This is a genomic window from Anaerocolumna xylanovorans DSM 12503 (assembly GCF_900143645.1).
Lineage (GTDB): Bacteria > Bacillota > Clostridia > Lachnospirales > Lachnospiraceae > Anaerocolumna > Anaerocolumna xylanovorans.
This window is the reverse complement of sequence record NZ_FRFD01000004.1, coordinates 358943-385816: the sequence shown is the minus strand read 5'-3', so window position 1 is coordinate 385816 and position 26874 is coordinate 358943. Positions and strand designations below refer to the sequence as shown.

The following is a 26874-nucleotide window of genomic DNA, read 5'->3' as shown; positions in this document are numbered from 1 at the left end:
TTTGGGCAGTATTGCAAGTAAACTTGCGATATACATGGGGGTTAGCATGAAGAGGGTAAAAGTTTTAACAAAATATATCTTTTTAGCGGGCATATCGATAGTTTTCCTGTTTCCATTTGCCTGGATGTTTCTGGGAGCTTTTAAGTCCAACAACGAAATTTGGCAGACACCGTATAAGCTCCTGCCAACCCATATTAATCTGAGTGAATTTATTGAAAATTTAAAAGCCATAAAGCTCTATGGTTATCTTCTTAACAGCTTTATCGTAGGAATTGCCGGTACCGCATTGATTCTTATCGTAAGCAGTATGTTTGCCTATGGGGTGGTATTCTTAAATAATCGCAATATGGACCGGATTTTTGTAATTGTAATAGTTACTTATATGCTGCCCGGCGCCGTTACCTATGTGCCTTCTTATGTTATATTGGCACACATGGGACTTTTGAATACCTTGTCCGGGCTGGTATTTTCAAATCTTGCCAATGTTTTTGCCGTATTCTATTTCCGTCAGGCTTTTAAAAAGACAAGCATGGACTTTGTGGAAGCGGCTAAGATTGACGGAGCGAACCATAGGCTGATATTACGGCATGTAATACTGCCTTTAAATAAATCGGCATTTTCCTCGGTAGGGTTACTAACCTTCATTCAGTTGTACAACAGTTATATGTGGCCGAGTATTATGCTTACCAGCCAGGATAAATATCTGATTTCCCAGGGACTCAGACAGTTTTTTATTCAGGAGGGAGCTTATGGAATGAATTGGGCACAGGTGATGTTAGCCAGTACAATCACTACACTGCCCATTCTGGTAATCTTATTTGCTGCCCAGAAATGGCTTATGTCTGCCATATCTCAGGACAGCGGAATTAAGTTCTGACAACAAAGCGGAAAGAAAAGATTGGAGGAAAGCGATGAAACAAGTGAAAAAAATTGCACTGCTGGTGATATTAAGTTTAAGCCTTATCTTTACAGGCTGCGGGAAAACGGATAATGCAGCGGGGAAAAACGACAGTAAGGAAACAAATGCGCAGTCTTCAGAGGGTACCGGCACAGCTGTTCCTGCAGATACGTTAGAAACAACAAAAGCAGCAGAGGAGACAGAAACGCCGAAGGAACCGGTGGAAATCGAATTCTGGCACGCTCTGGGAGGCACCCTGGGAGATACCCTGACAGGTATTATCAATGAATATAATGCTTCCCAGAGTAAATATATCATCAAACCCGTTGTCATCGGAAGCTATTCCGAAATCGACCAGAAGCTTCAGGCAGCCTTTGCCGGAAAAAATGCGCCGGCCTTGGTAGCAGGCGGTTCCCATGATACCTTTTATAAAAAAGGACTGGTAGAAGCCTTTGAAGATTATATGCCTGAGGATTATAATAAGGATGATATCGTAGGCGGCTTTATGGATGCTGCGTTAAGGGACGGCAAGATGGTATTCGCACCGGCTTACGGTACTTCCCAGGTACTTTACTATAACAAAGCCGTTCTTACGGAAGCCGGATACACAGAAGACAATTTGACCTCCTGGCAGAAATTAGAGGCTATGAAGGACAAAACCCTGGGAATTTCAACCAATAAGAACAAAATTGAATACGTCTGGGAGCCTATGTGGGGAGAATACAATATGATGGATGCTGTCTCCAGCGCTGGCGGGAAAGTAGTATCCGATGACGGCAAAACGGTTTTGATCAATGATTCTACCTGGGTAGAGGTATTGGACCAGTTCCGCAAATGGATTCATGAGGATAAATCCATGAAAATCTATTCCGGCGGACAGGGCTGGGAATACTGGTATAAGACCATGGATGACTGGGTATATGGTAAAGCTTTGGGCTATACCGGTTCCCCCGGAGATTATGCCATCGCTTTGGATGCCGTAAATAAAGCCATAACGGAAGGTTATAAGAACGAATTTGCCGTTGCCGTACAGCCCGGCTGGAACGGAAATGAGCCTAAGCCGTATTTTAGCAGTCTAATGTATTACATACCCAAGAGCAGTAACTTAAGCGAAGACCAGAAGAAGGGTGCGGCCGATTTCGTTAACTATGCAACCAATACCGGAAATACCGCAAAATTCTCCATGGGCACCGGATATGTGGCAGTACGCAAGTCCGTTCTGGATTTACCGGAATACCAGGAATATTTAAAATCCAATCCCGACGCCGATGCAGCCTTAAAGCAGATAGACCAGTATGCCGTACCGGAATTCATTGACCCGACCGGCGGGGCTATTCTGGATGCTCTAAAAGAAGCTGTAGATAAGATTCAGATAGAAAATGTACCGGCTAAAAAAGCATTGGATGAAGCAGCGAAAAAAGCACAAAAAGAATTAGATAAAATAAACAAATAATCTTCACTTACCTTATAATGGGGCGGCTTATATGGCTGCCCCGGATTGATATCCAGAAAAGGGCGTGGTTATTTATATGCAGAAAGAAATTATAATAAATAAGAATATAGTATCCGCTTTCTTTGAAATTGATAAACCGGAAGAAAGCCTTTGGATTAAGATAGAAACAGATGAAAAGGTACCTATGACAGTATTATTGTTTAATCCCGAAAAGGTATTCTGCGGAAATGTTATCCCCGGAATCGGCAGCTTTATCAGGGAAATCTATATTTCCAAAGAGGTATGCACTCTGACTGGATTAAAGCATGAGCTTTCAGGAGGAAAATATGCCTTAATCTTTCTTTATGGCGGCAGCTTTGAAAAGGGAGCTTATACCGTAAAATTATCCGTTGAAACAGACAGCAGGAAAAGTTACGCTTCTTATTACTGCCAAAACGAGACCAGCAGCGGTTATTCCTTTGACAGTCTATACAGCAGGGAAACCAGGTATTATAAAGGTGATTTCCATGGACATACCATCTTTTCCGACGGTCATAACAACATAGAAGAAGCGGCCGGAATCCTGGAAGACAGGAAGCTGGACTTTATGGCTTTTACCGAGCACAATGGAATTGCCTTTGGAGAAAGTATTCCTTCCTGTTTGCTGATTCCTTCCATGGAGCTGACACTTCCCATAGGACACATGAATATCCATGGCATCCAATCCGGCAATATGCTTTCTGGGTTGCTTGACCTGGCGGTAAAAGCAGCAACGGAAGAGACAGAAGCGGAGATTGGGTTTGATGAAATCTGGCGGGGAGCCGTAAGCTTTCTGTCAGAAGAGGCCAACTTATCTTTAAACCATATGTTCCTTACTCCCTGGCAATTTTGTAAGGAAGACTATGATTTATCCGGGCTGCATACACTGGAGGTTATTTGCGACCCAACCTATAAGGATTCTCCGGAGGCTAATGACAAGGCTGCCGCCTTTCTGGACTTCTTATGGAATAAAGGCAGACACTTATATGGAATCGGGGGCAGTGACAGTCATAATCGCCCGGAAGAGTTATATGAGAATTCAGAAGAACCTTCTTTATACGGTGACCCGGCTACTTATGTCTATTGTGAAGGACTTTCGGTAAATAATCTGATAAAAGGAATTAAGAAGGGGCATTGCTATGCAGCCAGGTATGTAAACCTGGATATCTCCATCTGTCAGGGTAAATACCTGCCGGGGGATGAGATAACGGAGCAGGAAGAAATTGAATACAGGGTAACTGTCCGCAATGTGGCAAAGCCTATGTATGGTGTATTTCTTTTAAATGGCGGAAAATTAAAGGAACAAGCCCTCTCGGAAGGGTCACAAATGACCTGTAAGATATGTCCCAATGGGGACTGGTGGTTCCGTTTCGGAATATATGATGAAGAGAGCCATGTAATCTGTTATGTCAATCCCATTTATAAAGAGAGCGGAGCGCCGAAAGTGCAGCCGGATTTTAAAATACTATGGGAGGAATTTCATGAGCAATATGATAAAAGGAATTCTGTTTGACAAGGACGGAACCCTGATTGAATTCAGAGAATACTGGCATATGGTCATATCCAGGCTGTTTGAGCTTTTGGAAAGGGAATATGGAGTAAGTACAAAAACCCTGGGGGTATTAAAAGAGCGCTCCGGCTATCTGCCGGAGGGGTTTCAAAAGGAAAGTATTATACAGTATGCAACGACTTCCCAGATTATAGATATTTGGGAAGAAATTATAAAGCAGGAAGAGGGAAGTTCTCTCGGGAAAGAGAAGCTATTTTTCCTTTTTGAAGAAATTGCCCTTACCAAGAATATTGCTGTCCGCAGTTTGCCGGGAGTGGACAGACTTATACCCTATCTGAAGGAAAAGGGCTATTTGCTTGGTATAGCAACCGCTGACAGCAGAAGATCCGCAGTCCATTCTCTTAAAAAGACCGGCCTGCTGGGATATTTTGATTATATTGGCTGTAATGAAGAAAATACAGAGGCAAAACCGTCTCCTCAGATGGTATATTCCTTCTGCCGCCAGACGGATTTAAAGCCGGAGGAAGTGCTTGTCGTGGGGGATAGTGTAACAGATATGGAATTTGCAGAAAATGCAGGCACTTCTTTTGCCGGTTTACTGACAGAATACAATGACCGTGCCCGTATGGAAGCCTTGGCAGCCATAACGGTGGTGGCAATTGATGAAATCATTGAAAAATATCATTTATAAAGAGAGGCCACTGACAGAAAGCCATATTTATGTGTTACTTAGCGTATTATTATGGGGAACTGCCCAATATTTGTCTGATGCCCTGCTGCATTAAAAACCCTGTGGCTTTCCTGGCCTGTTGTCTAACAGATTATAATTCTGTGTTTTATGACGGCAGGCAGAGAAAGTCATAGGGTTTTTCTGTCTGCGGCAGATAATTTTCAGTTATGTAAAAACGCACAAAAAAAGTCATAAACTTAGTTTATAAATTATGTTTACAAACTAAGTTGTTTATTGTATACTCAGGCTAAAGAAATAAACAGCGCTGGGAGAAGCAGATTTTATGTCAAGTCGAAAAGAGATTCTAAAGCTATTAGCAGTCAACACAGTGTTATGGTCGGTTATGGCATTGTATTCCCCTTTTATGGGTGCTTTTTATGCAAAGCAGGGAATAACGAATGCACAGATAGGCATGCTGTCCGCCATTGGCCCTCTTGCAGCTCTTTTTATCCAGCCCTTCTGGGGGATTATCAGCGATAAGATCGGAAAGAGGAGGAATGTTCTTATCTTTGTTGTGTTCGGAAGCAGCCTTGCTATTCTTACCTACCGGATACATTCAGGATTTGTATTCTTTCTGGTATCCACGGTGCTTTTAACTTCCTTTAGTACGGCAATTATACCCCTGTGTGATGCAATTGTTACGAATCTCACGAAAAAGAACAATGTTAACTTTGCCTTTATCAGAATCGGAGGTACGGTAGGATATGCTATTACAGTTTTCATAATAGGAATTCTGGTGAAGCAGAATATTGAGCGTATTTTTTTGTTTGGATGTTCCGGTTTCCTGCTGCTGATGTTCTTTCTTCTCCTGCTTCCCAATGACCAGATACCAAAGAAAGAGAGGGCAAAGTTTCATACAAAAGAAAAGATATTTAAAAACTATCAGATACGCTTTGTTTTATTGTTTGCTTTCCTGCTCCAGTTAGGACTTACCTTCTGTGGGACCTATTATGGAGTTTATGTTATAAAGCTGGGTTACGGTGCTTCCATTCTGGGAATATCAAGCTGTATTTCCGCACTTAGTGAGATACCGGTATTGTTATTGATTAATAAACTAATGAAGAAGTTTGGGGCTGTAAATATTCTGGCATTTTCCGTTGCAATGGTTTCCTTAAGATTAATCTTAGCTGCCAGCGGAGTGTTACCCCTGATGTTAATGTCACAGCTATTGCAAAGTGTTACCTACATGACCTGTTATTATAGCTGCGTTATGTTTATCAGTGAAAATGCAGCAGAAGGGAAGCTTTCCCAGGGGCAGAGTATGTTGGCAATGGTGCAGACAGGCCTTGGTTCCACTCTTGGAAGCCTTCTTGGAGGCACCATGACAGAGCATTTTGGAATAAGACCGTCTTTCTTTGTTTTAGCGGCGGTAATAGCGGTAATTTCCGTTCTCAATTTTTTTATGCTGCGCATAGACGGCAAGAGAAGAAGAACACAAAAAGCAGATATCCTGCAGGTTTGAAAATTTCCGGTTAAAACTGCTGCATTTGGAAAAGTTATAATATTTCAATAAATATTATCAGATAGATAAAGGAGAGGTATTTTATGTCAAGTATCAGTGTAAAAGAGCTATTGGAGCATGCGACGGTGCACAAATACGGTGTACCGGCAATCAATGTATTTAACTATGAATCGGTAAAATGGGCAATTGGAGCAGCGGAGGGAGAAAGGCTTCCTGTTATTATTCAGGTGTATCCGGGCTTCAGAGAGCATATTGACTTAAAGTATATTGCTGATTTTACCAGGGACATGGCAGCAAAAGCCTCTGTTCCTGTAGCAGTCCATCTGGACCATTCCAACACCTTTGAGATTGCCGTTGCCGGTATCCGTGATGGTTTCCCTTCTGTGATGTTAGATGGTTCCACGCTTCCTTTTGAAGAGAATGTTCAGATGACAAAGGATGTAATCAGGGTAGCGAGAGTTTTCGGAGTTGATGTAGAAGCAGAATTGGGGCACGTAGGAACAGGCTCGAAGCTGGAGGATATTGTGGACGCTGCCAATTATACCTCTGTAGAGCAGGCAGTGGAATTCGTAGAAAGAACAGGCTGTGATTCCTTAGCGGTTGCCGTAGGAAATGCCCATGGCGTATATATCAAGGAGCCTAAGCTGGACTTTGACAGGATTGCGCAGATTCGCTACAGCCTGTCCATCCCTATCGTACTTCACGGATGTTCGGATATCCCGGATGACCAGATACAAAAGAGCGTAAATCTTGGTATCAGCAAGTTTAATATTGCAACAGAATATGACAGAGCTATCTATCAGGCAATCTGTTCCAATGTTAAACCGGAGGAAAATAAAGGGTCCTTTTTCAGACTGCAAAGCACAGCGGCAGATGAGGTTAAGAGTTTTGTGGTTCGTAAGCTAAGGCTTCTTAATCCCAATAACTATTCCCTGTAGAATAGGCGGTGAATATGGTGAAATTCGATCTGGTAGGAATGGACAGTCCCTGTGTGGACCTGGCTGTTAATGTGGATAAGATTCCGGAACCCAATCATGGGGAGCTTGTGAAAAATGTAAGCTGGCAAGGGGGCGGAAAGGTGGCAACGGGACTGATAGCAGCCGCAAGGCTCGGAGCGAGGGCAGCGGCAATCGGTAACATCGGTACAGATATATACGGCACTTTTATCCGAACGGACTTCATACGGCACGGGATAGATACAAAATATCTGTTACAAAGAGAAGACAAAAGCACTCATTTTGATATTGTTATCAGTGATAAGAAGACAGGGGGAAGAAATATCCTCTACTATCCCGGGACTTCCGAAAGCATAACAGAAGAAGAACTTCCGCTTTCTTATCTGCAAAGTACCAAATATTTTTATATAGCAAGATTGGATGAAATAACCATAAAGGCAGCAAGGCTTGCAAAACAAGCCGGAGCTAAGATTATTATGGATGCCGATTCGGGGCTTCCTAATCTTAAAGAGGAGCTGCCACTGATTGATGTTTTCATCGGCTCGGAATTTATCTATCACAGTTTGTTTTCAGACTCCGATTATGAAAAGAACTGCCGGGCTATGATGGAGAAAGGACCTGAAATTGTAGTATTTACCTTTGGAGAAAAGGGAGCAGCAGGTGTTTCACGGGAAGGATATTTTCAGATACCGGCCTATAAAGTAGAGACGGTCGATACCGTAGGAGCCGGAGATGTCTTTCACGGAGCCTTTGCGGCAGGACTTTTAAAGAACCTGTCGGTATGTGAAACAGCCAGATTTGCCGCAGCCGCAGCCGCTATCAAATGCACCCGCATCGGCGGAAGAGCAGGTATACCGGATATGGATACGGTAAAGAAATTTATGGAGACAGGTATGATTGACTATAAGGAAATCGACCATAGAGTGGAATTTTATCAAAGGGGGATTGAGCATGTATAAGCAATCGGTTGTATTGGGAGTGGTTCCTGTTAAAAGAAGCTTCTTAAGTATGGAGGAAGCGCTAAGGCAAAAAGAAAAATTCATGAAGGTTATCCGCAGCATAAAAACAGAAGCAGTAGAAATTATTGATGTGGATGACATGTGTGAAAATGGAATTATGTGGGAGCTAAAAGCCGTACCGTCTGTTATTGGTAAATTAAAGGAAAAACGTATTGATGCCTTATTTATTCCCTTCTGTGATTTTGGAGAAGAGCAGGTGGTTGCAGAAATTGCAAGAGCCTTTGATATACCTGTTTTAATCTGGGGGGCCAGGGATGAAAAACCGAACACCTTAGAGTCAAGAGGAAGGGATACCCAATGCGGTATGTTTGCAGCTACCAAGGTACTAAGCCGTTATGGGGTAAAATACAGCTATATCTTTAATTGTGAGACGGAAGGCAGGGAATTTAAAACAGGCTATGAGAACTTTATCCGTGTGGCAGCTGTTGTTAAGGCTATGAAGAACTTACGGGTTGCCAAGATTGGAGAGCGCCCCGGACCTTTTATGAGCGTTATGACAAATGATGCCAACCTGATGAACCGCTTTGGAATAACCGTAGTCCCCATTTCACCTTTTAAGATATCAGAGACAGCAATGAGAATCATGAAAGAGGAAACAGAAGAATTCCAGGCTTATTATAAGGAATTGACCGCACGAATGGATTGCAGCGCTATGAAAGAAGAGGAAGTTAAGAAGGCAGCAGCCGTAAAGCTGGCGGTAAAAAAACATCTGGAGGAGAATAATTGCAGTGTCGGTGCCTTTGAATGCTGGTCAGCATTTCCTGGATTAATGGGAGTCTGTCCCTGTGTTGCCTTAGGTGAACTGGCAGACGAGGGCCTGCCCTTAGCCTGCGAAACAGATGTAAATGGAGCAATTACCATGGCAATCCTAAGAGCTTGTGACCTATATGAAAATGCAGAATTTTTAGCAGACCTTACAATACGTCATCCGGAAAATGACAATGGTGAGCTTTTGTGGCACTGCGGTCCCTTCCCTTATTCTTTAAAGGCAGAAAGCAGCGAGGCTGGTTTGATTAACGCCCAGGAGCAGTTTGAATTAAAGCAGGGAGACCTTACAATCTGCCGCTTTGATGAACTTGACGGCAAATATTCTCTGTTTGCCGGGGAAGCTAAAACAACAACAGGTCCTAAGACCAGCGGGACCTATGTATGGATGGAGGTGGATAACTGGAAGCGCTGGGAAGAAAAACTGATATTTGGGCCTTACATTCACCATGTGGGCGGAGTATATGGTAAATACCTTCCCGTATTAAAGGAAGCAGCCCGCTATTTAAGAATAGACTTTGACGACGCCCATCAGGAAGGAGGCAGCCCATGCGCACTATAAAAGTACAGGAATTAACCCCGGAAGCTTTCCGTAAATACGGAGTATACCAGAATCTGCTTGACGAGAAATCCATGAGAGAAGGGTCCGTATTTCCCGCTAACTTTTTCGCAGACCTGATAACTCTGGATTTTGGCACCAGTACACTGCCGACAGTATCTGTCTGTCATGTAAAGAAGCAGGAGAGGAATATCATATCCTTTTTAGAGGCCCACCAGTATACCTGTGAAGGACTGCTTCCCATTGATAAAGACGTGATTATCTTTGCGGGACTGCCAACTAAGACTTTTTCAGCTGAAAATCTCGAAGCTTTCCTTATTCCCCGAGGGACCTTCGTGAAGCTAAACCCCCTTATTGTCCATGGAACGCAGTACCTTACCGAAGAAGGAGAGGCACATATTCTGTGCCTGCTTCCGGGAAGAACTTTTCGGAATGATATTATCTCCCAGGTTTTAGAGGGAGATGACAGGGCAGAGATCTTTTTATAGCATTAAAGGCAGGCAGCTTCTTTCTATTAGTTGACACTTCTTATAAAATCAAGGATAATGAGAAAAAACAAATAGGTATGGTGTTAATACAATGAGCATTGATAAAAGAATGGCTTCTTCTCCATTAAGCAGAAAACCGAAAAATATTAAACATTATAACCAGAGGCTGGTATTGTCGCTTTTGAGAAACTTAGAGACGATGACGGCCAGTGAAATATCCGAAAGGATTAACCTAAGTGTGACCTCAGTTACCAAGATTTTAGCCCTCTTGCAAAAGCACGAACTTGTAAAGGCCATGGGAAAAGGAAGCTCCACGGAAGAAGGCGGTAAAAAGCCGGAACTGTATGCTTTGAATGATACGCATAAATATCTTATAGCCGTTCATTCCGGAATCGGCTATATTGACTGTGTTTTGTATGACCTAAAATGCGTGCTGATAAACAAGCTTTCAAATAAATACAGGAATCAGGCCAGCTATGAGAATTGTATGGAAGACATTGCTTTGGCGGTAAAAGAATTGGTTCGTTCTTCGGGGCTTGTACCGGAGGATATTTATGGAGTGGTGGCAGGCTTTGACGGAATCGTTGACTCGGATAACGGGCTTCTTCTCTTTCCGATACACAATACGGCATGGGGAAGAAATCTGGCGGTTGTAGAAAAGTTAAAGGAGCTGATGCCTGAATATTATAAGATATCGATAAATAACGGAAGCCGTCTGTCGGGGTATGCGGAATTTCTGAAACATCCTGACTATAAGGAAGAAAATGTCATGGTGATTATATCAGGCTCCTTTACCGGAGGGTGCGTTTTGGACCATGGGAAGCTGGTAGAGGGTGCAAATGGCCTTGTCGGTGAATTCGGGCATATAACGGTAGTGCCTGATAAAGCAACGGAAAAATGCGCCTGCGGCAATTACGGCTGCTTTGAAACCATGGTATCGCCAAAGGCAATGATAAGGTATGCCGGTGAAATAAAGGACGAGTATCAGGACTCCCAGTTGTTAAAGAATGGGGATAAGCTTAATTATTCCGGTATATTTAAAGCCTCTAATGAAGGAGATGCTTTTGCCTGCAAAATAATGGACAGAATGATATCTTATTTCGTTATGCTTATACGCAATATGATATTAATTTATAATCCCCGGGTGATAGTGCTTCAGGGAATTTATAATCAGGCAGGAGATTATTTTTTGAATAAGCTCCAAAGAGAAATCCATTCGCTTCCGTTTTTTAAGATTGAAAAGGAATTTACCCTGGTTTATTCCGATATTAGTTTAAACCATGGCTGCTTTACGGGAGGAGCCTTATATCTGGCAGACCAGTATTTTAATGAAGCAGAATTATTTATCAATCAGGACCAGCAGTAAACGTACAAGCGACAGGAAACTTTATGGATCAAATAAAGGAAGTGAGGAACTGATATGAGGTATAAACAGTTTAAGAATGCAGATGTATTAGTGTCTTCCTTGGCTGTAGGTACATGGGCAATCGGCGTAGATAATTATGGACAGGTTGACAGGCAGGAAGCAGTAAAAGGTATCCGGGCCATGATCGATGGCGGTGTGAATCTGATAGATACGGCACCATGCTATGGAAACGGTGCTTCTGAAATGATAGTAGGAGAAGCCATCAGGGAAGTTCCAAGGGATAAGATATTGGTATCCACAAAATTCGGACTGGTACCTGATCTGTATAAAGGCGGCTATACCCGCAATGCCAGCTATAAGAATGTTATGAGGGAAATTGAAAGTTCATTGTTAAATCTCAAAACAGATTATCTGGACTTCTATTTTGTGCATTGGCCGGATCTTGATACCCCTATTGATGAGACTATGGCAGCACTGTCTACTCTAAAGAAGCAGGGTAAGATAAGATTTGTCGGAGTGTCCAATTTTTCCGAAGAGCAGATTACAGAAGCAGAAAAGTATCTTAAAATTGATGTTCAGCAGCCTCCGTTTTCCATGGTTAACCAAAAATTCACAGAGCTTTTAAAATGGGGAGCAGAAAGAAACATCGATTCCTTAACTTATGGATCTTTGGGAGCAGGCATTTTATCCGGAGCCGTCAGAAAGCTTCCGGAATATGAAAAAGGTGATTTAAGAATAACCTTTTATGATTTTTACAAAGAACCAAAATTTTCATTAATAATGGAACTTTTAAAAACAATGGATAAAATAGCAGAAGCACATAACAAACCGGTAGCACAGGTCGCCATAAACTGGAGTACGCAAAAGAGTTTTGTAGGAACGGCACTTATCGGTGTAAGAAATGAACAGGAAGCAAAAGAAAATTGTGCTGCTTTTGACTGGAGCCTTTCAGAGAAAGAGATGGAATTACTGGATAAGGAACTTACGCGGCTTCAAATTGGCTGAAAGTTTTGCAATATATACAAAATAAAAGTATAAAACCCAGGTAGAAATGGAATTATATGTTGTGATTACATGAAACATATAATGTCTGTTTCTACCTTTTTGTGTATAAAAGTCAAATCTTGATACTTGAAATATAAATTTGCGAATCCAAAATTAGTATTTTTATAACCTAAAGTACGATTTTGCCCATGTTGTTTTAGCTATTCTGCTTATATAATGACCTTGTTGTATACGACATCATAGTTTTTGCAAAATTTTTTGGTACATTTTAATAATATGAATATTAGTTAAAGGCGGGAATATCACATGAAAAGTAAAGAAAATCGAAAACCGGAACCTGGTCTGTCAGCTATATTTGAAAAAGAGTATCATGGTAAAAAGCTTGGACTACTTGCCGGTATAGTGGCATCAGTGATTACATTGCTTTTATCAATTCCTTTTGTAAAATGGATCTACATTATTAATCCGGATTCACTCTTTCAAAGTATTGGAGTTAAAGAGGATGTAATCGGTAAATTAATGTCCAGTTATAACTTATATGACATGTTATCATTTGTTAAGTATACGAAACAAGGTAATATAGGACTATTTACAATGATTCTGCTGATACTTGCAGTGGCATCCGTTTACTTTAATATTATATTTGTTATAAGAGTCTTTATGAAAAAGAAGGAGTCAAAAGGCAATCTGCATTTGTATTTTACAGCGAAATCGGCAATGATATTTAACATTGCGCTTTCAGTGGTTGCTATCGTTTATATGCCTTTTGCCAATAAGAAAATCGGCACAGATGCTATTTTTATCTCTCCAATTGTATATGTAGTCTTAATATTATCGATTATAGCTTATGCAGCAGTAAAGATAGTTGAAAAAACGGAAAGAGAGATTTATAAAGAACATGGTTTCCTATATGAATTAAGAAAAAACTGGGTTCTCTTCGCAATGTTAGTTCCTGCCGCAGTTTATCTGTTAATAAACAATTATCTTCCTATGATAGGTGTGTATTATGCTTTTACTTCCTTCAATTTCCGTGACGGATTATGGGGAAGTCCTTACGTAGGAATGAAGAACTTCGAGTATCTATTAAAAGCAGATTTATTCAAACTTACGAAAAATACGGTTCTTTACAATTTTGTATTTATCGCATTAGGTAACATATTACAGATTGTATTTGCTATCTTTGTCAGCCAGGCAGGTGTGAAATGGTTTAAGAAGACATCACAGACCTTGATGTTCATGCCTTACTTCGTATCCTTCGTTATTCTTAAGGTTTTGGTTTATAACTTATTTGAATATGACTCCGGTGTAGTAAATACTATGGTTGCTGCTATGGGCGGCCAAAAGATTGACTTCTATAACACACCTCATTACTGGCCCATCCTGATAACGGTATTCTATATCTGGAAAAATATCGGTTACGGTATGGTTGTATATCTGGCAACGATTGTCGGAATCAGTGATGAATATTATGACGCGGCAAAAGTTGACGGTGCAAGCCTTGTACAGCAGATACGCTATATTACCTTACCGTTAATTAAACCTACCTTTATTATCCTGTTCTTATTCTCATTAGGAAGCATTATGAAAGGGCAGTTCGAATTGTTCTACCAGATGGTCGGAACAAACGGCGTATTATACAATGCAACGGATATCTTTGATACCTATGTATACCGTATCACTACGACCCAGCCGTTAAGCATCGGTATTGGTACAGCAGCAGGTCTTTATCAGTCCTTATTCGGATTCGTCTTAATTATGGTAACGAACTTTATCGTAAAGAGAAAGAATTCGGATTATGCATTATTCTAAAGGAGAGTGAATGGAATGAAGATAAAGCAATCAGGTTCAACAATCGTTTTTAAAGTAATTATATATATTCTGCTGACTTTTATGGCAGCTGTATGTGTGTTTCCGTTTATTATAATTATTTCCGGTTCCTTTACGGATAACTATACCATCATTACAGAAGGTTATGGTTTATTGCCGAAGAACTTTACAATATCGGCATATAAAACAATTTTTAAGGCTCCGCAGGATATTTTACAGGCGTATAAGATGAACTTCTACTATACCATAGTTGGTACAGGCATTGGACTTTTTATAATAACAATGACAGCTTATGTTATATCCAGACCCGAGTTCAAATACCGCAATAATATATCCTTTATCATTTACTTTACCAGTATTTTCGGCGGCGGTATGATTCCCTGGTACTTAATGTACGCCAGTGTACTTGGCCTGAAGGGTTCTACCTTTGCAATATGGTTCCCGGCTTTAATGAGTCCGTTCTTAGTAATCTTAATGAGAACCTTCATTAAAGAATCTGTTCCGGATGCAATTGCAGAGTCGGCAAAAATAGATGGTGCAGGGCATGTAACAATCTTTCTTAAAATTGTAATGCCGGTGCTTGGACCCGGACTTGCTACCATTGGATTGTTCCTTGCAATTGGTTATTGGAATGACTGGTACCGTTCCTCTATGTTCAGTACCAGCAGTAAGACATGGGAATTACAGTTCTACTTATATGATTTACTGAATGCTACTCAGGCATTAAGGCAGATGGCACAGAATACCAGTGTTTCAACAGCGGACCTTCCTACAGAATCCATTAAGCTTGCCATGGCAGTTGTTGCTACCGGTCCGGTATTACTATTCTATCCCTTTGTACAGAAGTATTTTGTATCCGGTATTACGGTAGGTGCTGTAAAGGGTTGATATTAAGGCGCCAGACGGCGTTTTTAATATAAATAATATTATATTTAGGAGGATGAATATGAAAAAAATCAAGAAGCTTTTTAGTTTACTTCTCATTGCTTCCTTAGTGATTTCTTTGGCCGCTTGCGGTAAGAAAGATAACACTTCCGGAAACAAAAATGAAAACACACCAACTCCCACAAAGACTGCAGAAACAACAGACACTCCTGCAGAAGCCACCCCTGATATTTCTAAAAAAGTAGATTTGGTATTCTATGTAATGGGTGATGCTCCTAAGGATGAGCAGGTAGTTGAAGATGCTCTCAACAAGCTTTTATTAGAAAAAGCAAATGCTACAGTAGACTTCCAGTTCTCCACATGGACTGACTGGACCCAGAAGTATAACTTAGAGCTTACATCCGGTGCAGCAGACCTTATCTATACTGCAAACTGGATAAACTATGCAACCTTAGCCAACTCCGGCGCTTTTGCAGAACTTGATGACCTGATTGCAAAAGATGCTCCTAATATTGCCAAGTCCATGGATACCAGCTTATTAGATCAGTGTAAGGTTGGCGGAAAGCTGTATGCTATTCCGAATACATGGCCTGAATACACAGTATCCGGCGTTTCCTACAGAGAGGATTTAAGGGCAAAATACGATCTTCCTGTTCCGAACTCCGTTGAGAACTTAGAAGCTTACCTTCTTGGAATTAAGAAAAATGATCCGAAGCAGGGCTTATTATCTGTAACAACAGGTGAAAGTTCAGGCTTACAGGTTGCTTTTGATGCTGCTAACATTCTTAACTATAAGTATCCCTGGGTTACACCCAATGGTTTACCTTATGGTCTTGCAGCTAACTATGATACTCCTTCAACAGTTTATGATTACTGGAATTCCGATGACTTTGTAAATGATATGAAGCTTATGAAGAAATTCGCTGATGAAGGACTCTGGTCAAGAAGTGCATTATCTGATACAAACGATGCTGATGCATACAAAAATGGTACTTGTGCAGCAGTTGTTGCCGGACAGAATCCTAATAAGGACATTGCAGCTATTACAGAGTATGAGAAGAACCATCCCGATTGGAAATCTGCCTATATTGCTTATGGCGAAACAACCGGCGTTATCTTCCCTGCACATGCAACACAGAATGCTACTTCTATCTTAGCAAGCTCCAAGAATCAGGACAGAGCATTAATGGTACTTGATTTATTACTGTATGATAAGGAAGTAAATGACCTTGTTGAGTATGGTATTTTAGGTACTCACTATGAGGTTGATGCTAACGGTAACTATAAGAACCTGTCTGAAGACTACAAGTATGAAAATATGAATACATGGGATTTAAGAAACGGCGATTTCAAACTTCCTCAGGAAAGCGATGCTATCTTAAACCAGATGTTTACAAAATACGGCGAACTTGCAGCTAAGACAAAATTCCCTAACGTAAATATTTTTGGTGGTTTTGCAGAAGATTACACTGCATATGAAGTTGAAAGAAGTGCAGTATCAGATGTTATGAGACAGTATTTGGCTCCTCTTCAGGCTGGTCTTGTAGCAGATGTTGATAAAGCTGTAGCTGAATTCAGAAATAAAGTAAAAGACGCAGGTATTGAAACTTGTCAGGAACAGTTTAAGACACAGTGGGCTGCTTATTGCGACGAACACGGATATAAATAGAATAATATAAGGAATTTACAAATAAACGTTAAGCCAGCTGCCGGTTTTGTGGGAAGTAATTACACAGAACCGGCAACTGGCTTTTAGCAGGTTATTTTAGACATTCCATGCCATAGGAATCATCATAAAAGCACATGGAAAGCGGAGCTTCTTTCGAATAAGGCGTCCAGGATTTGAGGAAGGGGGCCCTTGGTGAGCCGTATTTTGCAAAGGCACTCCAATAATCCAGCATGATACCTGACAATGTCAGATCCTTCTCTGTCATAGGCCTCCAACATCTTTTTATGGTGCCGAACATATACCATAATTCCGCAGAATGAAAAGCACCTTCCCTATCACCGGGCAGCTTATGGGCAAAGTAGTAATGAAAGAAGGGCTTCCTTTTTGCGGCTATATGGATATCTGCCCAGTTCAAATTACCGTCGAGGAGTTGCTTTGTTCCAAGAAATTCATCGGAATTGGAACCTGTCATATAATCAATATCATGAGTAAGGCCCTTTAAGATACAATCCTCTACGGAAGAGGGAAGGACATATCCGTCTGTGCAGATATGAAAGCCGGTCTTTTCAAACCTGGGATTATTCTTATAATCTTTCGTATAGTGATTTAATAATTCCAAGCCGCTCATTTTCTTAAATTCTTCAAAGGAACCGGCATTTGTGCATGCCACAAAATCCAGACCACGCTGTTCCATTTCCTTTAAGGAGGCAGTGGAAAAGGGGTTTGTAAGTCCGGAACCGCTTTGGCATATGGCACGCTCAAATAGCCCTTTTGTTAAAGGAGAGCAGGCAAGGGCATTGACCGAGCGGCTTCCGGCTGATTGCCCGCAAACAGTAATATTGTCGGGATTTCCGCCAAAAGCTTTAATATTTTCTTTGACCCAGTTTAGGGCGGCTATCTGGTCCATAAGGCCATAGTTGCCGCTGGAACCATTGCTTTCTTTTGAAAGCTCGGGATGGGCAAAAAATCCGAAAACACCCAAACGGTAGTTAATTGTCACCAGTATGATGCCTCTTTTACAATATTCATCACCATCAAATTCAATTTCATGACCATATCCGCACTCATAAGCTCCTCCATGAATCCACAGCATGACGGGCAGTTTATCATTCACATATTTGGCAGGAGTCCATACATTCAGGTAAAGACAGTCTTCCGCCAGAGAAGGGGGATAATCGCCGCTTGCATAAAACTCTTTGCCGTAGAAGGTATCAGGTGTGTGCGGCGTTGGCTGCAGACAGGCGTTGCCGAAATGGTCACATACACGTACGCCATCCCAGCTTACGGGTTTCACAGGCGGATGAAAACGCAACTCACCGACAGGCGGTGCTGCGTAGGGAATACCCTTGTAAAGGGCAAAGCCCATAGGAGATAAAACACCGTCAACCTTTCCGTAATTTGTAACTGTTTGAAGAATCATAAAAATAACCATGTCCTTTCCTATACCTGCAAACATTGGGCCGCAGGTACAAAGTCGCGTTTGATATTTATATATATAAAAACGTTTATAGAAATATATAAAAAATATTATATGCTGTATAAATTATATACTATCTATTAAAAGGAATAATTGGAAAAAACGATGATGAATTGAGATAATACAATGATTACGCAGTATATTATACATTAAATTCGACATTATAACAAATATATTCTGCTTATTGCATAAAGTAAAAGTGGAGTATAAATGATGAGAAATATAGTGAAGTTATACAAATGGAAAAAATAACTTGGTTAAAATATGTTATTTGCATAAAATACTTGTGCTGTTATTGTACATATGTTATAATAATAAAAACGTTTTATGAAAAGAGTGGTGTGATAATAGTGAAAAAAGCGACAATCAAAGATGTGGCAAAGGAAGCAGGAGTGTCTATATCAACAGTATCCAATGCTTTAAACAATTCTCCTCTTGTCAGCGAGGATACGAAGAATAGAATTATAAAAGTTGCAGAGAGCATTAAATATGTTCCTGATATGAACGGAAAGATGCTTAAAGCCAGAAAGAGTATGACCATTGGGCTTTTCTCCTCCAGTGTGAGCGGGCATTATTTCTATGTGTTAGTAGACTCCATATTCAAGGAGCTAAGGAGAAGGGGTTTTGGGCTAAATATTGTTATCAGCAGGGACAAGCGGATGCTCTTAAGCAATGTCTTAAGCAAGAATTTTGACGGAATTATTGTATTTGACATTGAGCGCGTGGGAGAACATGAGATAGAGCTGATTACACAAAACCAGATAAAGACGGTATTTTTAGACAGAGATATGCACGGAACCGATATTTCCAGTGTTTTATTTGATTCTTATAAATCCGGATATGATTTGACAAAGTATCTGATTCATTTAGGGCATAAGCGTATTTATTTCATAGAAGGAGAAGAATATACTTACGATAATCAGGAACGAAAGAGAGGGTATATGGCAGCCCTTGAGGAGATTGGGATTGAAGTGAATGACGAGTATTTCTTCAAAGGAATGTTTGAAGAAAGCTATGCTTACAATGACGTCATCTCAAGATTCCGGCTGGGGAACCATCCGATTCCGGATGCCATTGTAGCAGCCAATGATTACAGCGCTATTGGCTGTATTAAGGCCTTTAACAGATTGGGTTACAGAGTGCCGGAGGATATCAGCGTAGTCGGATTTGATGATATCGAAGTTGCAAGATATTTTACTCCTGCACTTACTACCGTAAGAAATCCCATTGCAAGACAGGGAATAAGGTCGGTAGAGATTTTAATGGATATGGTTGAAAATGATGAAAAGGGAATCTCGGAACATTTAATGGGGGAGATTATATACAGGGATTCTGCTAAAGCCAGAGTAATGTAAACATATAAAAGAAAAGACTGACGATTTATAAAAATATGTGCCATGGCTTAGAAACGTTTCTAATTGATAATATTTTGGGGTGCCGGTGTTTAAACGTCATATGTAAATGGTTATGGAGGGAGAATATGATGAAGAAATTAGTTGGTTTCAAAACACGAGATAAGATATTTTATTCTTATTTATTTTCATATTTGGTAATAGGAACGCTCCCTATTTTGATTTCTTTATTCGTGTACATAAATTACGGAAAGGTTGTATTAGAGGATATTCGTGCCTCACAATCCTCTACGTTGTCACAGTTAAAGAACGGTTTTGATGATAATCTGGAGACAGTGGTTAAGACAAGTAATCTGCTGGCAGAGAATGATAAACTGAGTGAATTGATAAACCTAAGGGACTTTTCCAACAGTGATTTGCTGGAGGCCTGGAAGCTGAAAGATGAAATTAATACGATTAAGAGCAGTATTAACTTTTGCAGTGAGATATTTATTTATTTTTATGAGAGTGACAGCATTGTAACGAATACAAAGCTGTATTCATCTGAAATAAATTATATTTTTGCTGACAGCTATCAATTGACGAAAGAAGAAATGCTTAATGATATTAATACTCCGAATTATAACGGGTATAAGATTATAAAGGATAAGGACGGAAACAGTACCATATTGTTTTTGCAGAATGTCTACAATTACAATTATAAGGATAAGCTGGCTACTGTTGTAACAGTGGTTCCCTGGAAGAACATCTCAGAGAATATTGTTTCTATGAAAGAGGGTAAGATTTATTGGGTTAACCCCAAAAATCAGATTTTAAGTGACAACAAGGCAAGTATAGCCGAAGATGTCATATCCTATAACGATTATGGCAATGAAAACAAATTGATAGAAAGAAAAATCGGAAATATAAAATATGTGAATTCCTATATGCCTTCCCAATATTTTGATTTCAAATACTGCATTACCATACCAAAGAGTCATTATATGAAGGAAATGAATAATCTGGTACTTGGAATAGGATTGCAGCTTACTGTGATGATAGCGCTGGCTTTTATGCTGGCATGGTATTATTCCGTTAAGAATTATAAGCCGATATCCAGATTATTTGCAGCACTTAAGAAAAATAAGAAAATTGTCAAAGATATCAATTTTGATAACGTTGAGAATTATATAGAGAACCTGTATACGGAGAATAAGACTTTGAGTAATTCCTGTTATCAGGCAAAGGACGCATTGTTTAACCAGATGGTTACGGGCTATGTGAAAGGTTGGAATTATGATGAAAGCATTCTGGAGGAGACCATTGCCTCTAATACGGAATTCGATCTGAACAGGCCGTTTATTGCCATGGCTGTCACCTATGTGGATATTATGGAGTGCAATTTATTTAAAGGAATTACCGAGTCGGAAAAAGAAAATACATTCAAGCTGTTAAAGTTTGTAATAAAAAATATTTTTGAAGAAACCATTTTATCCAAATATACCGGCTTTTTAAGCGATGTTGACGGAATGCACCTGTGTGTAATCAATATCAGTGAAGAAGCGCTGGCAGATGGTTCTTTGGCTTTTGATATCAGGAAGTGCCTAAACATCTACAAAAAGCTTTTGAATCTAAAAGTAAATATTGGGGCAAGCAAGGTGCATAAGGGTTGTGAAATGTTTTCAAAGGCCTATAATGAGGCGACTTTGGTTCTGTCATTTCAATCTTTCTGGGGGAAAGATTATGAAGCCTTTGCCTTTTATGAAGAGACAAGCACAGCTTATGATACCATATATAGTTACGACAGCCAGCTTATGGAAAGGCAGAAAAAGCTATATAACCTTATTGCATCCAAGGAATATGAACAGGCTGCGGAACTGTTGAACCAGATACTGGATGAAATGTTCATTAAGGATATCCATTGCATGGATATTAACAAATGCAGGATGTTTGCCTTGATTAATACGGTCTATAGCTGCTTAAGCGACATTATCGGAAGAAGCGACGGAGAGTTCTTTCGGAAGCTCAATCCTATGGAGCGGATGTTAAAGGCGAAATCCATAGAATCTGCAAGACATATTATGAATGATATCTTTAAAGAGATTACGGAACATTTACAAAAGTGCCTGACGAATGAATATCCCTGTTGGGTGCAGGAAATTATAAATTTTGTTGAAGATAATTATATGGATCCGAATCTGAATGTTTCTGTTCTGGCAGACAAGCTTGACATGAATCTGTCCTATGTTGGACGTACTTTTAAGAGCTATACCGGCTATGGTATTACAGATATGATACATATCAGGCGGATTGAAGAATGTAAGAGAAGACTTTTAATTGGTGAAAGCGTAAGAGAGGCGGCCGAAGCAATCGGTTACCTGGATTCAAAATCGCTGATCCGTACATTCAAAAAATACGAAGGAATCACTCCAGGACAATACAAGAGTAATTTTGAGAAGCAATTAGTCGAATTGGCTTGATAGAAGTATAATTTTCATAACGAATATCAAAAGTTGCCCCTATGTATTCGAAGGGAAAGTTATTTATAATAATATTGTCCAAGGTGCCAGGGAGGAAGTATGAAGGAAATAAAGAGGATTATCAGCATACTGTTAATCCTGACCATGACAGCATCTGTTCTTTTTGGCTGTTCAGCTAAGAATAAAACAGGAGATATAAAAGGAACCGGAACAGAGGACACCTCCAATCAGAGTATGAAACTTCCCTTAACTGACAAGCCGGTTACACTAACGGTATTTGCAGGGCTTGACAGCAATCTGGAAGGAATCATAAAAGATTATAATGATAATATGTTCTTTAAGGAGCTGGAAAAGCGTACAGGAGTTCGCCTGGAATTTGTAATACCTGAAATCGGTTCAGAAAATGATGCTTATTACTCTATGATTGCCTCGGATAATTTTACGGATATTATATCCCACTATGGCTACGGATATCCGGAAGGGCTGGATGCCGCTATTGACGACGGCTATTATATGGACCTGACACCTTATTTGAATACTTATCTGAAGGATTACAATGCCTTACGGGACCAGGATCCTTATGCGTTAAAATGCACCACGACCGCTTCGGGAAGAGTTGCCGGATGCTACAATATTTACACAAAGAAACAGGGCCCCTGGATGGGTTTACAGGTAAGGAAAGATTGGCTTGACGAGCTTGGTCTTGACGTTCCGGTAACCTATGATGATTGGGAAAATATGCTGACCTTGTTCAAAGAAAAAAAGAAAGCATATGCACCTCTGTGCATTGGTGCAAATGGCTATCTTGAATATTCCCATGCCTTAAGTGCCGGTTTTGGGGTCTATGAAAATTTCATGCAGGTAAATGGCAGGGTGGTATACGGACCTGCTATGGAAGGCTGGAAGGAATATCTGACACTGTTAAATGATTGGTACCAGAAAGGCTTAATTGACCACGATTTCATGATAAACGGTGAGTGGCAGGTGGATAAGTCCATGGTGGAGAGCGGTCAGACGGGAGCATGGAATGCTATGTATATTATGATGTCCCAGTATGAACAGGCTGTTCCGGGGATGGATGTTATACCTGTTGCATCTCCTGTAAAAAAGGAAGGTGACGTACTGCATATCCGAAGAGAGGACAGTAGAATCGGCAATCCGGTTACGATATCTGCAAAATGCAAATATCCTGAAATCGCCATGGAATTGCTGGACTATCTTTATACGGAGGAAGGTTCGCTTCTTGCTAATTATGGCATTGAAAAAGACACCTTTACTTATAATTCCAAAGGAAAACCCCAGGTAACGGATAAAATTTCAAAGAATTCCAAATACAGTATGGGACAGGCGCAGGCATTGTATTTGCTGCCTCCTAACAGGCTTGGAGGTTTATATGACTGGACAAGGGAATTAAATGCTGTTCCTAAGCAGGATCTGGAAGGCTATAAAGTCTGGAATACAGGAGATGATTCTTATATTTTGTCTAATTCTCTGACCTACACCAGTGCGGAATCAAAGGAGCGGAGTAAGATTGTAGCGGATGTCACAAAGTATATGAACAGCATGGCAGTTAATTTTATTACCGGTGTTATGAATATTAATACCGAATGGGACAATTATATAAGTGAATTGAAAAGAATGGATTTAGACCGAGCAGTTGAGATAACACAGCAGGCTCTCGACCGGTTTAACAGTGAGCCGTAGAAAGGGGATTTGGCATGAAAATATATACAACGAATGCTGATGTAAAGTTTGAAGAAAGAGATGGAGAGTTTACCTATACTCCAACAAAAGAATTTAAGCTGTTAAAGGTTTATCCCAGGGAAATGAGACAGGAAATTCTGGGCTTTGGCGGTGCATTTACAGAAGCGTCCGCTTATACCTGGAGTAAAATGAGTGAGGAAAACAAAGATAAACTTCTTACGTTATATTTCGGAGAAGATGGCAATAAATATAATTTTTGCAGGACACATATCCAAAGCTGTGATTTCTCCTTGGGAAACCGTGCTTATGTGGAAGAAAACGATACGAAGCTTGAGACTTTCTCTATTGAAGGAGATTTTGAATATCAGATTCCCTTTATCAAGGAAGCCCTAAAGCGTAATAAGGATATTGAGCTGCTGGCTTCTCCCTGGAGTCCGCCCGGCTTTATGAAAACCAATAATGAGATGAACAATGGCGGAAAATTAAAAGAAGAATATTATGATGCATGGGCAGAAATCTTTGTAAAATACCTTAAAGCCTATGAAAAAGAAGGGATCGTAATCAAACGTGTTACCATCCAGAATGAGCCCAATGCGGTACAAACATGGGATTCCTGCCAGTTTACGGGGGAAGATGAAAGACGTTTTGCCTGTGAACACTTAAAGGGAAAACTTGAAGCGGCAGGGCTTTTGGATGTAAAGATCAGTTGCTGGGATCATAACAAGGATTTGATCGTAGAGCGCTGTGAGGAAGTATTTGCAGATGAGAAAGCCTTAAAGGACATATCAGGTGTTGCCTTCCATTGGTATACGGGAGATCACTTTGAAGCGCTGCAGTGTATCAGGGATAAATATCCCGGTAAAGAGCTTATTTTTACGGAAGGCTGTGTGGAATATTCCAGATTTGCCACAGCGAACCAGACACAGAATGCGGAAATGTATGCACATGATATAATCGGAAACTTAAATTCCGGAATGAATGGCTATATAGACTGGAATCTTATTCTGGATGAAAAAGGCGGACCCAACCATGTAGGTAATTTCTGCGATGCACCTGTTATGTGTGATACCACACAGGATACGGTTGATGTAAAATTATCTTATTATTATATAGGACATTTCAGCCGTTTTATTAAGGCTGGAGCAAAGAGAGTTCTGGTTTCCAGATATACCGATAAATTAGATTGCTGCGGATTTCTGAATCCGGATGGCGGGATGGTGCTTGTTGCTCTTAACAAGACAAACGAGGAACAGAATTTTGAAATCATGATGGATGGAAAGAGCTGTCCGGTAGAAATCGGAGCACATTCCATTATTACAGCTTGCTGGAAAGATTGATATTCCTTCTTTATTTGGATATGAATACCCCCTGAAATAATAAAAATTCCCGCCGGAAGTTTTCGGGCGGGAATTTTTATTGCTTTCTTCAAATTTCTATTTGGGCAGTTTCGCAGGCGGGCCTGCGAAATCCTCGGCACAAACTTGAGGTGTACTGAGGAAAGAAATGGAGCTGGGATGGAATATTTTGGTTGACAGTAGTTCTATATAGTACTATACTATATAGCATGGAGGTGGAAGAGATTAAAACATACGGAGGATTTCTTATTTCACAGATCAAACAGCTTCAGGGCAGGGCTTTTGAGAAAATGCTAAAGGAGAGCGGAATAGATGCCTTTAACGGTGCCCAGGGTAGGATTCTTTATGTATTGTGGGAAAGGGAAAGTCTCACAATCAGTGAGATAGGGCATCTGACTTCCCTGGCAAAAACGACTTTGACCGGCATGCTCGACAGAATGGAAGAGAGCGGACTGGTAGAGCGGACTGCCGATAAGAAAAACCGAAGGCAGGTCATCATATCCATAACGGACAAGGCCAGGAGATATAAGGAAGAATATGACAGTGTATCGGAGCGGATGAATGAGTTGTTTTATAAAGGGTTTAAAAAGGAAGAGGTTGACGTCTTTGAAGATATGCTAAGGCATATTATTGGAAATTTGGAGGAGTAAAGGTTAAAAAATAAAATAAATGAAAGGATGCTATTTATGGCAGTACCGTAAAATGCGGTACGAATGGGTGTGAAGATGGAAAGAGAAGCAAGAGAAAACATTATGAGACTGGTAGAAACCAGCAGAGATGCTATTGTATGTTCAATAGATGAGGAAGGTTACCCCAATGGGAAAGCAATGTTCCGGTTAAGAAATGACGGTCTTTCTACTTTCTGGTTTTCAACTAATACCTCATCCATACGTATAGGGCAGTGGCTTCGTAACCCGAAAGCAGCAATTTATTTCCTGGATGCACAGGATTTTCATGGGTTAATGCTTACCGGTGAAATGAAGATTCATATGGATGAAGAAACAAAGAAAGCTTTCTGGAAGCAGGGGGATGAAATGTATTATCCTCTTGGACCTACGGATCCGGATTACAGCATACTTGAATTTACGGCGATCAAGGGGAATTACTATCATGGCCTTAAGAAGCATTTGTTTTTAGCAGAAGAAGCAAAGGGGTGGTCTTAATGCCTTACTGTCAGGTGAAAGACTGCAATATTTTCTATGAGGATATCGGGCTTGGAGAAACCATCCTTTTTTTACATAGCGGTTACAGCAGAGGAATTATAGCCTTTTCCGGACAGATTCAACCGTTCTTCAATCAGTACCGGCTTTTATTGCCGGATTTCAGAGGACATGGAAGAACCACAGCAAAAGGAAAGGATTGGGATACTTCCGTTATTGCAGAAGATATGGCGGGATTTATAAGAAGTATGGGACTTCACAAGGTGCATTTGATTGGTTACAGTCTGGGTGGAGGTGTGGCCCTTCATCTGGCGGCAAAGTATCCTGACCTGGTGAGGAGTATTGTAACAATCGGCTGCGGCGGAGTGCCTGACGGAACAGGATCCGAAGATTATGAACCGGAGGCTCTGCTAAAAAGAAATGAGACAGCCTTTATAGAGAAAATAAGAATCCAGAACATGGAGGCTACCGGCGGGGACTGGAAGCACCATATGCAGCAGAGTATAAGAGATTGGAGGCTGTATCCCTGCCTTACGGATAAGGACTGGGAACAGCTTACAATGCCTATGTTCTTAATTGGCGGTGAGCTTGATACCTATGCCACAGAGGAGAGACTGCTTGACATGCAAAAGAAATGTCCGAAAGCCGGGGTATGGATTGTCCCCGGCTGCGGACACAGGCCCCACATGCCAACGGAAAATGCAAAGGAAGTCAATATGCGTATCAGAGACTTCCTGGATTCCATCACGGTATAGCC

General features: G+C 40.6%; 22 protein-coding genes. 21 read left to right on the top strand and 1 reads right to left on the bottom strand.

The window, feature by feature from the left end; translation table 11 throughout:
• The first annotated feature begins 46 nt into the window (after window positions 1-46).
• From BUF11_RS07845 to BUF11_RS07780, 14 genes are all read left to right on the top strand, one after another.
• Window positions 47-877 carry a carbohydrate ABC transporter permease gene (locus tag BUF11_RS07845; RefSeq protein WP_073588275.1) on the top strand — a complete coding sequence of 277 codons (831 nt, stop codon included), beginning with the start codon at window positions 47-49 and terminating at the stop codon, window positions 875-877.
• Between the two features lie 34 nt (window positions 878-911).
• Window positions 912-2351 (top strand): extracellular solute-binding protein, encoded by a 1440-nt coding sequence (locus BUF11_RS07840; protein WP_073588274.1) that lies wholly within the window; start codon window positions 912-914, stop codon window positions 2349-2351.
• A 76-nt stretch (window positions 2352-2427) separates the two neighbouring features.
• The gene (locus BUF11_RS07835; protein ID WP_073588273.1) at window positions 2428-3882 is read left to right on the top strand and encodes a CehA/McbA family metallohydrolase; all 1455 of its coding nucleotides are present in this window, start codon (window positions 2428-2430) and stop codon (window positions 3880-3882) included.
• Window positions 3851-4570, top strand: coding sequence for an HAD family hydrolase (locus tag BUF11_RS07830; RefSeq protein ID WP_073588272.1), 720 nt, complete (start codon window positions 3851-3853; stop codon window positions 4568-4570). The genes BUF11_RS07835 and BUF11_RS07830 overlap by 32 nt, the downstream gene beginning before the upstream one ends.
• 322 nt (window positions 4571-4892) lie before the next feature.
• Complete coding sequence (locus BUF11_RS07825) at window positions 4893-6071, top strand: MFS transporter (RefSeq protein WP_073588271.1); 1179 nt, start codon at window positions 4893-4895, stop codon at window positions 6069-6071.
• Window positions 6072-6154: 83 nt separating this feature from the next.
• Window positions 6155-7009, top strand: a complete 855-nt coding sequence (locus BUF11_RS07820; RefSeq protein WP_073588270.1) for a class II fructose-bisphosphate aldolase — start codon at window positions 6155-6157, stop codon at window positions 7007-7009.
• Between the two features lie 14 nt (window positions 7010-7023).
• Window positions 7024-7986, top strand: a complete 963-nt coding sequence (locus tag BUF11_RS07815; RefSeq protein ID WP_242952343.1) for a carbohydrate kinase family protein — start codon at window positions 7024-7026, stop codon at window positions 7984-7986.
• On the top strand, window positions 7979-9373 hold the full coding sequence (locus tag BUF11_RS07810; RefSeq protein WP_073588269.1) for an L-fucose/L-arabinose isomerase family protein: 1395 nt from the start codon (window positions 7979-7981) through the stop codon (window positions 9371-9373). Before BUF11_RS07815 ends, BUF11_RS07810 begins: the two co-directional genes overlap by 8 nt.
• Window positions 9361-9858: a hypothetical protein gene (locus BUF11_RS07805; protein ID WP_073588268.1), complete on the top strand. Its 498-nt coding sequence runs from the start codon at window positions 9361-9363 to the stop codon at window positions 9856-9858. Before BUF11_RS07810 ends, BUF11_RS07805 begins: the two co-directional genes overlap by 13 nt.
• 91 nt (window positions 9859-9949) lie before the next feature.
• Entirely contained in the window at window positions 9950-11224 is a 1275-nt protein-coding gene (locus BUF11_RS07800; protein ID WP_073588267.1) for an ROK family transcriptional regulator, read from the top strand.
• A gap of 54 nt (window positions 11225-11278) precedes the next feature.
• A complete protein-coding gene (locus BUF11_RS07795) occupies window positions 11279-12229 on the top strand; it encodes an aldo/keto reductase (protein ID WP_073588266.1) in 951 nt (316 codons plus the stop codon).
• A gap of 306 nt (window positions 12230-12535) precedes the next feature.
• Window positions 12536-14038, top strand: coding sequence for an ABC transporter permease (locus tag BUF11_RS07790; protein ID WP_242952342.1), 1503 nt, complete (start codon window positions 12536-12538; stop codon window positions 14036-14038).
• A gap of 15 nt (window positions 14039-14053) precedes the next feature.
• Window positions 14054-14944, top strand: a complete 891-nt coding sequence (locus BUF11_RS07785; protein WP_073588265.1) for a carbohydrate ABC transporter permease — start codon at window positions 14054-14056, stop codon at window positions 14942-14944.
• Between the two features lie 58 nt (window positions 14945-15002).
• Complete coding sequence (locus BUF11_RS07780) at window positions 15003-16610, top strand: DUF3502 domain-containing protein (protein ID WP_073588264.1); 1608 nt, start codon at window positions 15003-15005, stop codon at window positions 16608-16610.
• 91 nt (window positions 16611-16701) lie between these two features.
• Here the strand turns inward: BUF11_RS07780 and BUF11_RS07775 are convergent, their stop codons facing one another.
• Window positions 16702-18042 (bottom strand): carboxylesterase/lipase family protein, encoded by a 1341-nt coding sequence (locus BUF11_RS07775; protein ID WP_175562012.1) that lies wholly within the window; start codon window positions 18040-18042, stop codon window positions 16702-16704.
• Between the two features lie 395 nt (window positions 18043-18437).
• On the opposite strand from BUF11_RS07775, the gene BUF11_RS07770 reads away from it, so the two are divergent.
• From BUF11_RS07770 to BUF11_RS07740, 7 genes are all read left to right on the top strand, one after another.
• Window positions 18438-19442 (top strand): LacI family DNA-binding transcriptional regulator, encoded by a 1005-nt coding sequence (locus tag BUF11_RS07770; protein ID WP_175562011.1) that lies wholly within the window; start codon window positions 18438-18440, stop codon window positions 19440-19442.
• Between the two features lie 125 nt (window positions 19443-19567).
• Window positions 19568-21898 (top strand): helix-turn-helix domain-containing protein, encoded by a 2331-nt coding sequence (locus tag BUF11_RS07765; protein ID WP_073588263.1) that lies wholly within the window; start codon window positions 19568-19570, stop codon window positions 21896-21898.
• 99 nt (window positions 21899-21997) lie between these two features.
• Entirely contained in the window at window positions 21998-23602 is a 1605-nt protein-coding gene (locus BUF11_RS07760) for an extracellular solute-binding protein (protein WP_073588262.1), read from the top strand.
• Window positions 23603-23616: 14 nt separating this feature from the next.
• The gene (locus BUF11_RS07755) at window positions 23617-24939 is read left to right on the top strand and encodes a glycoside hydrolase family 30 protein (protein WP_073588261.1); all 1323 of its coding nucleotides are present in this window, start codon (window positions 23617-23619) and stop codon (window positions 24937-24939) included.
• Window positions 24940-25181: 242 nt separating this feature from the next.
• On the top strand, window positions 25182-25607 hold the full coding sequence (locus tag BUF11_RS07750; RefSeq protein ID WP_073588394.1) for a MarR family transcriptional regulator: 426 nt from the start codon (window positions 25182-25184) through the stop codon (window positions 25605-25607).
• A gap of 63 nt (window positions 25608-25670) precedes the next feature.
• Window positions 25671-26120: a pyridoxamine 5'-phosphate oxidase family protein gene (locus BUF11_RS07745; RefSeq protein ID WP_242952341.1), complete on the top strand. Its 450-nt coding sequence runs from the start codon at window positions 25671-25673 to the stop codon at window positions 26118-26120.
• On the top strand, window positions 26120-26872 hold the full coding sequence (locus tag BUF11_RS07740) for an alpha/beta fold hydrolase (protein WP_073588260.1): 753 nt from the start codon (window positions 26120-26122) through the stop codon (window positions 26870-26872). Before BUF11_RS07745 ends, BUF11_RS07740 begins: the two co-directional genes overlap by 1 nt.
• The last annotated feature ends 2 nt before the right edge of the window (window positions 26873-26874 follow it).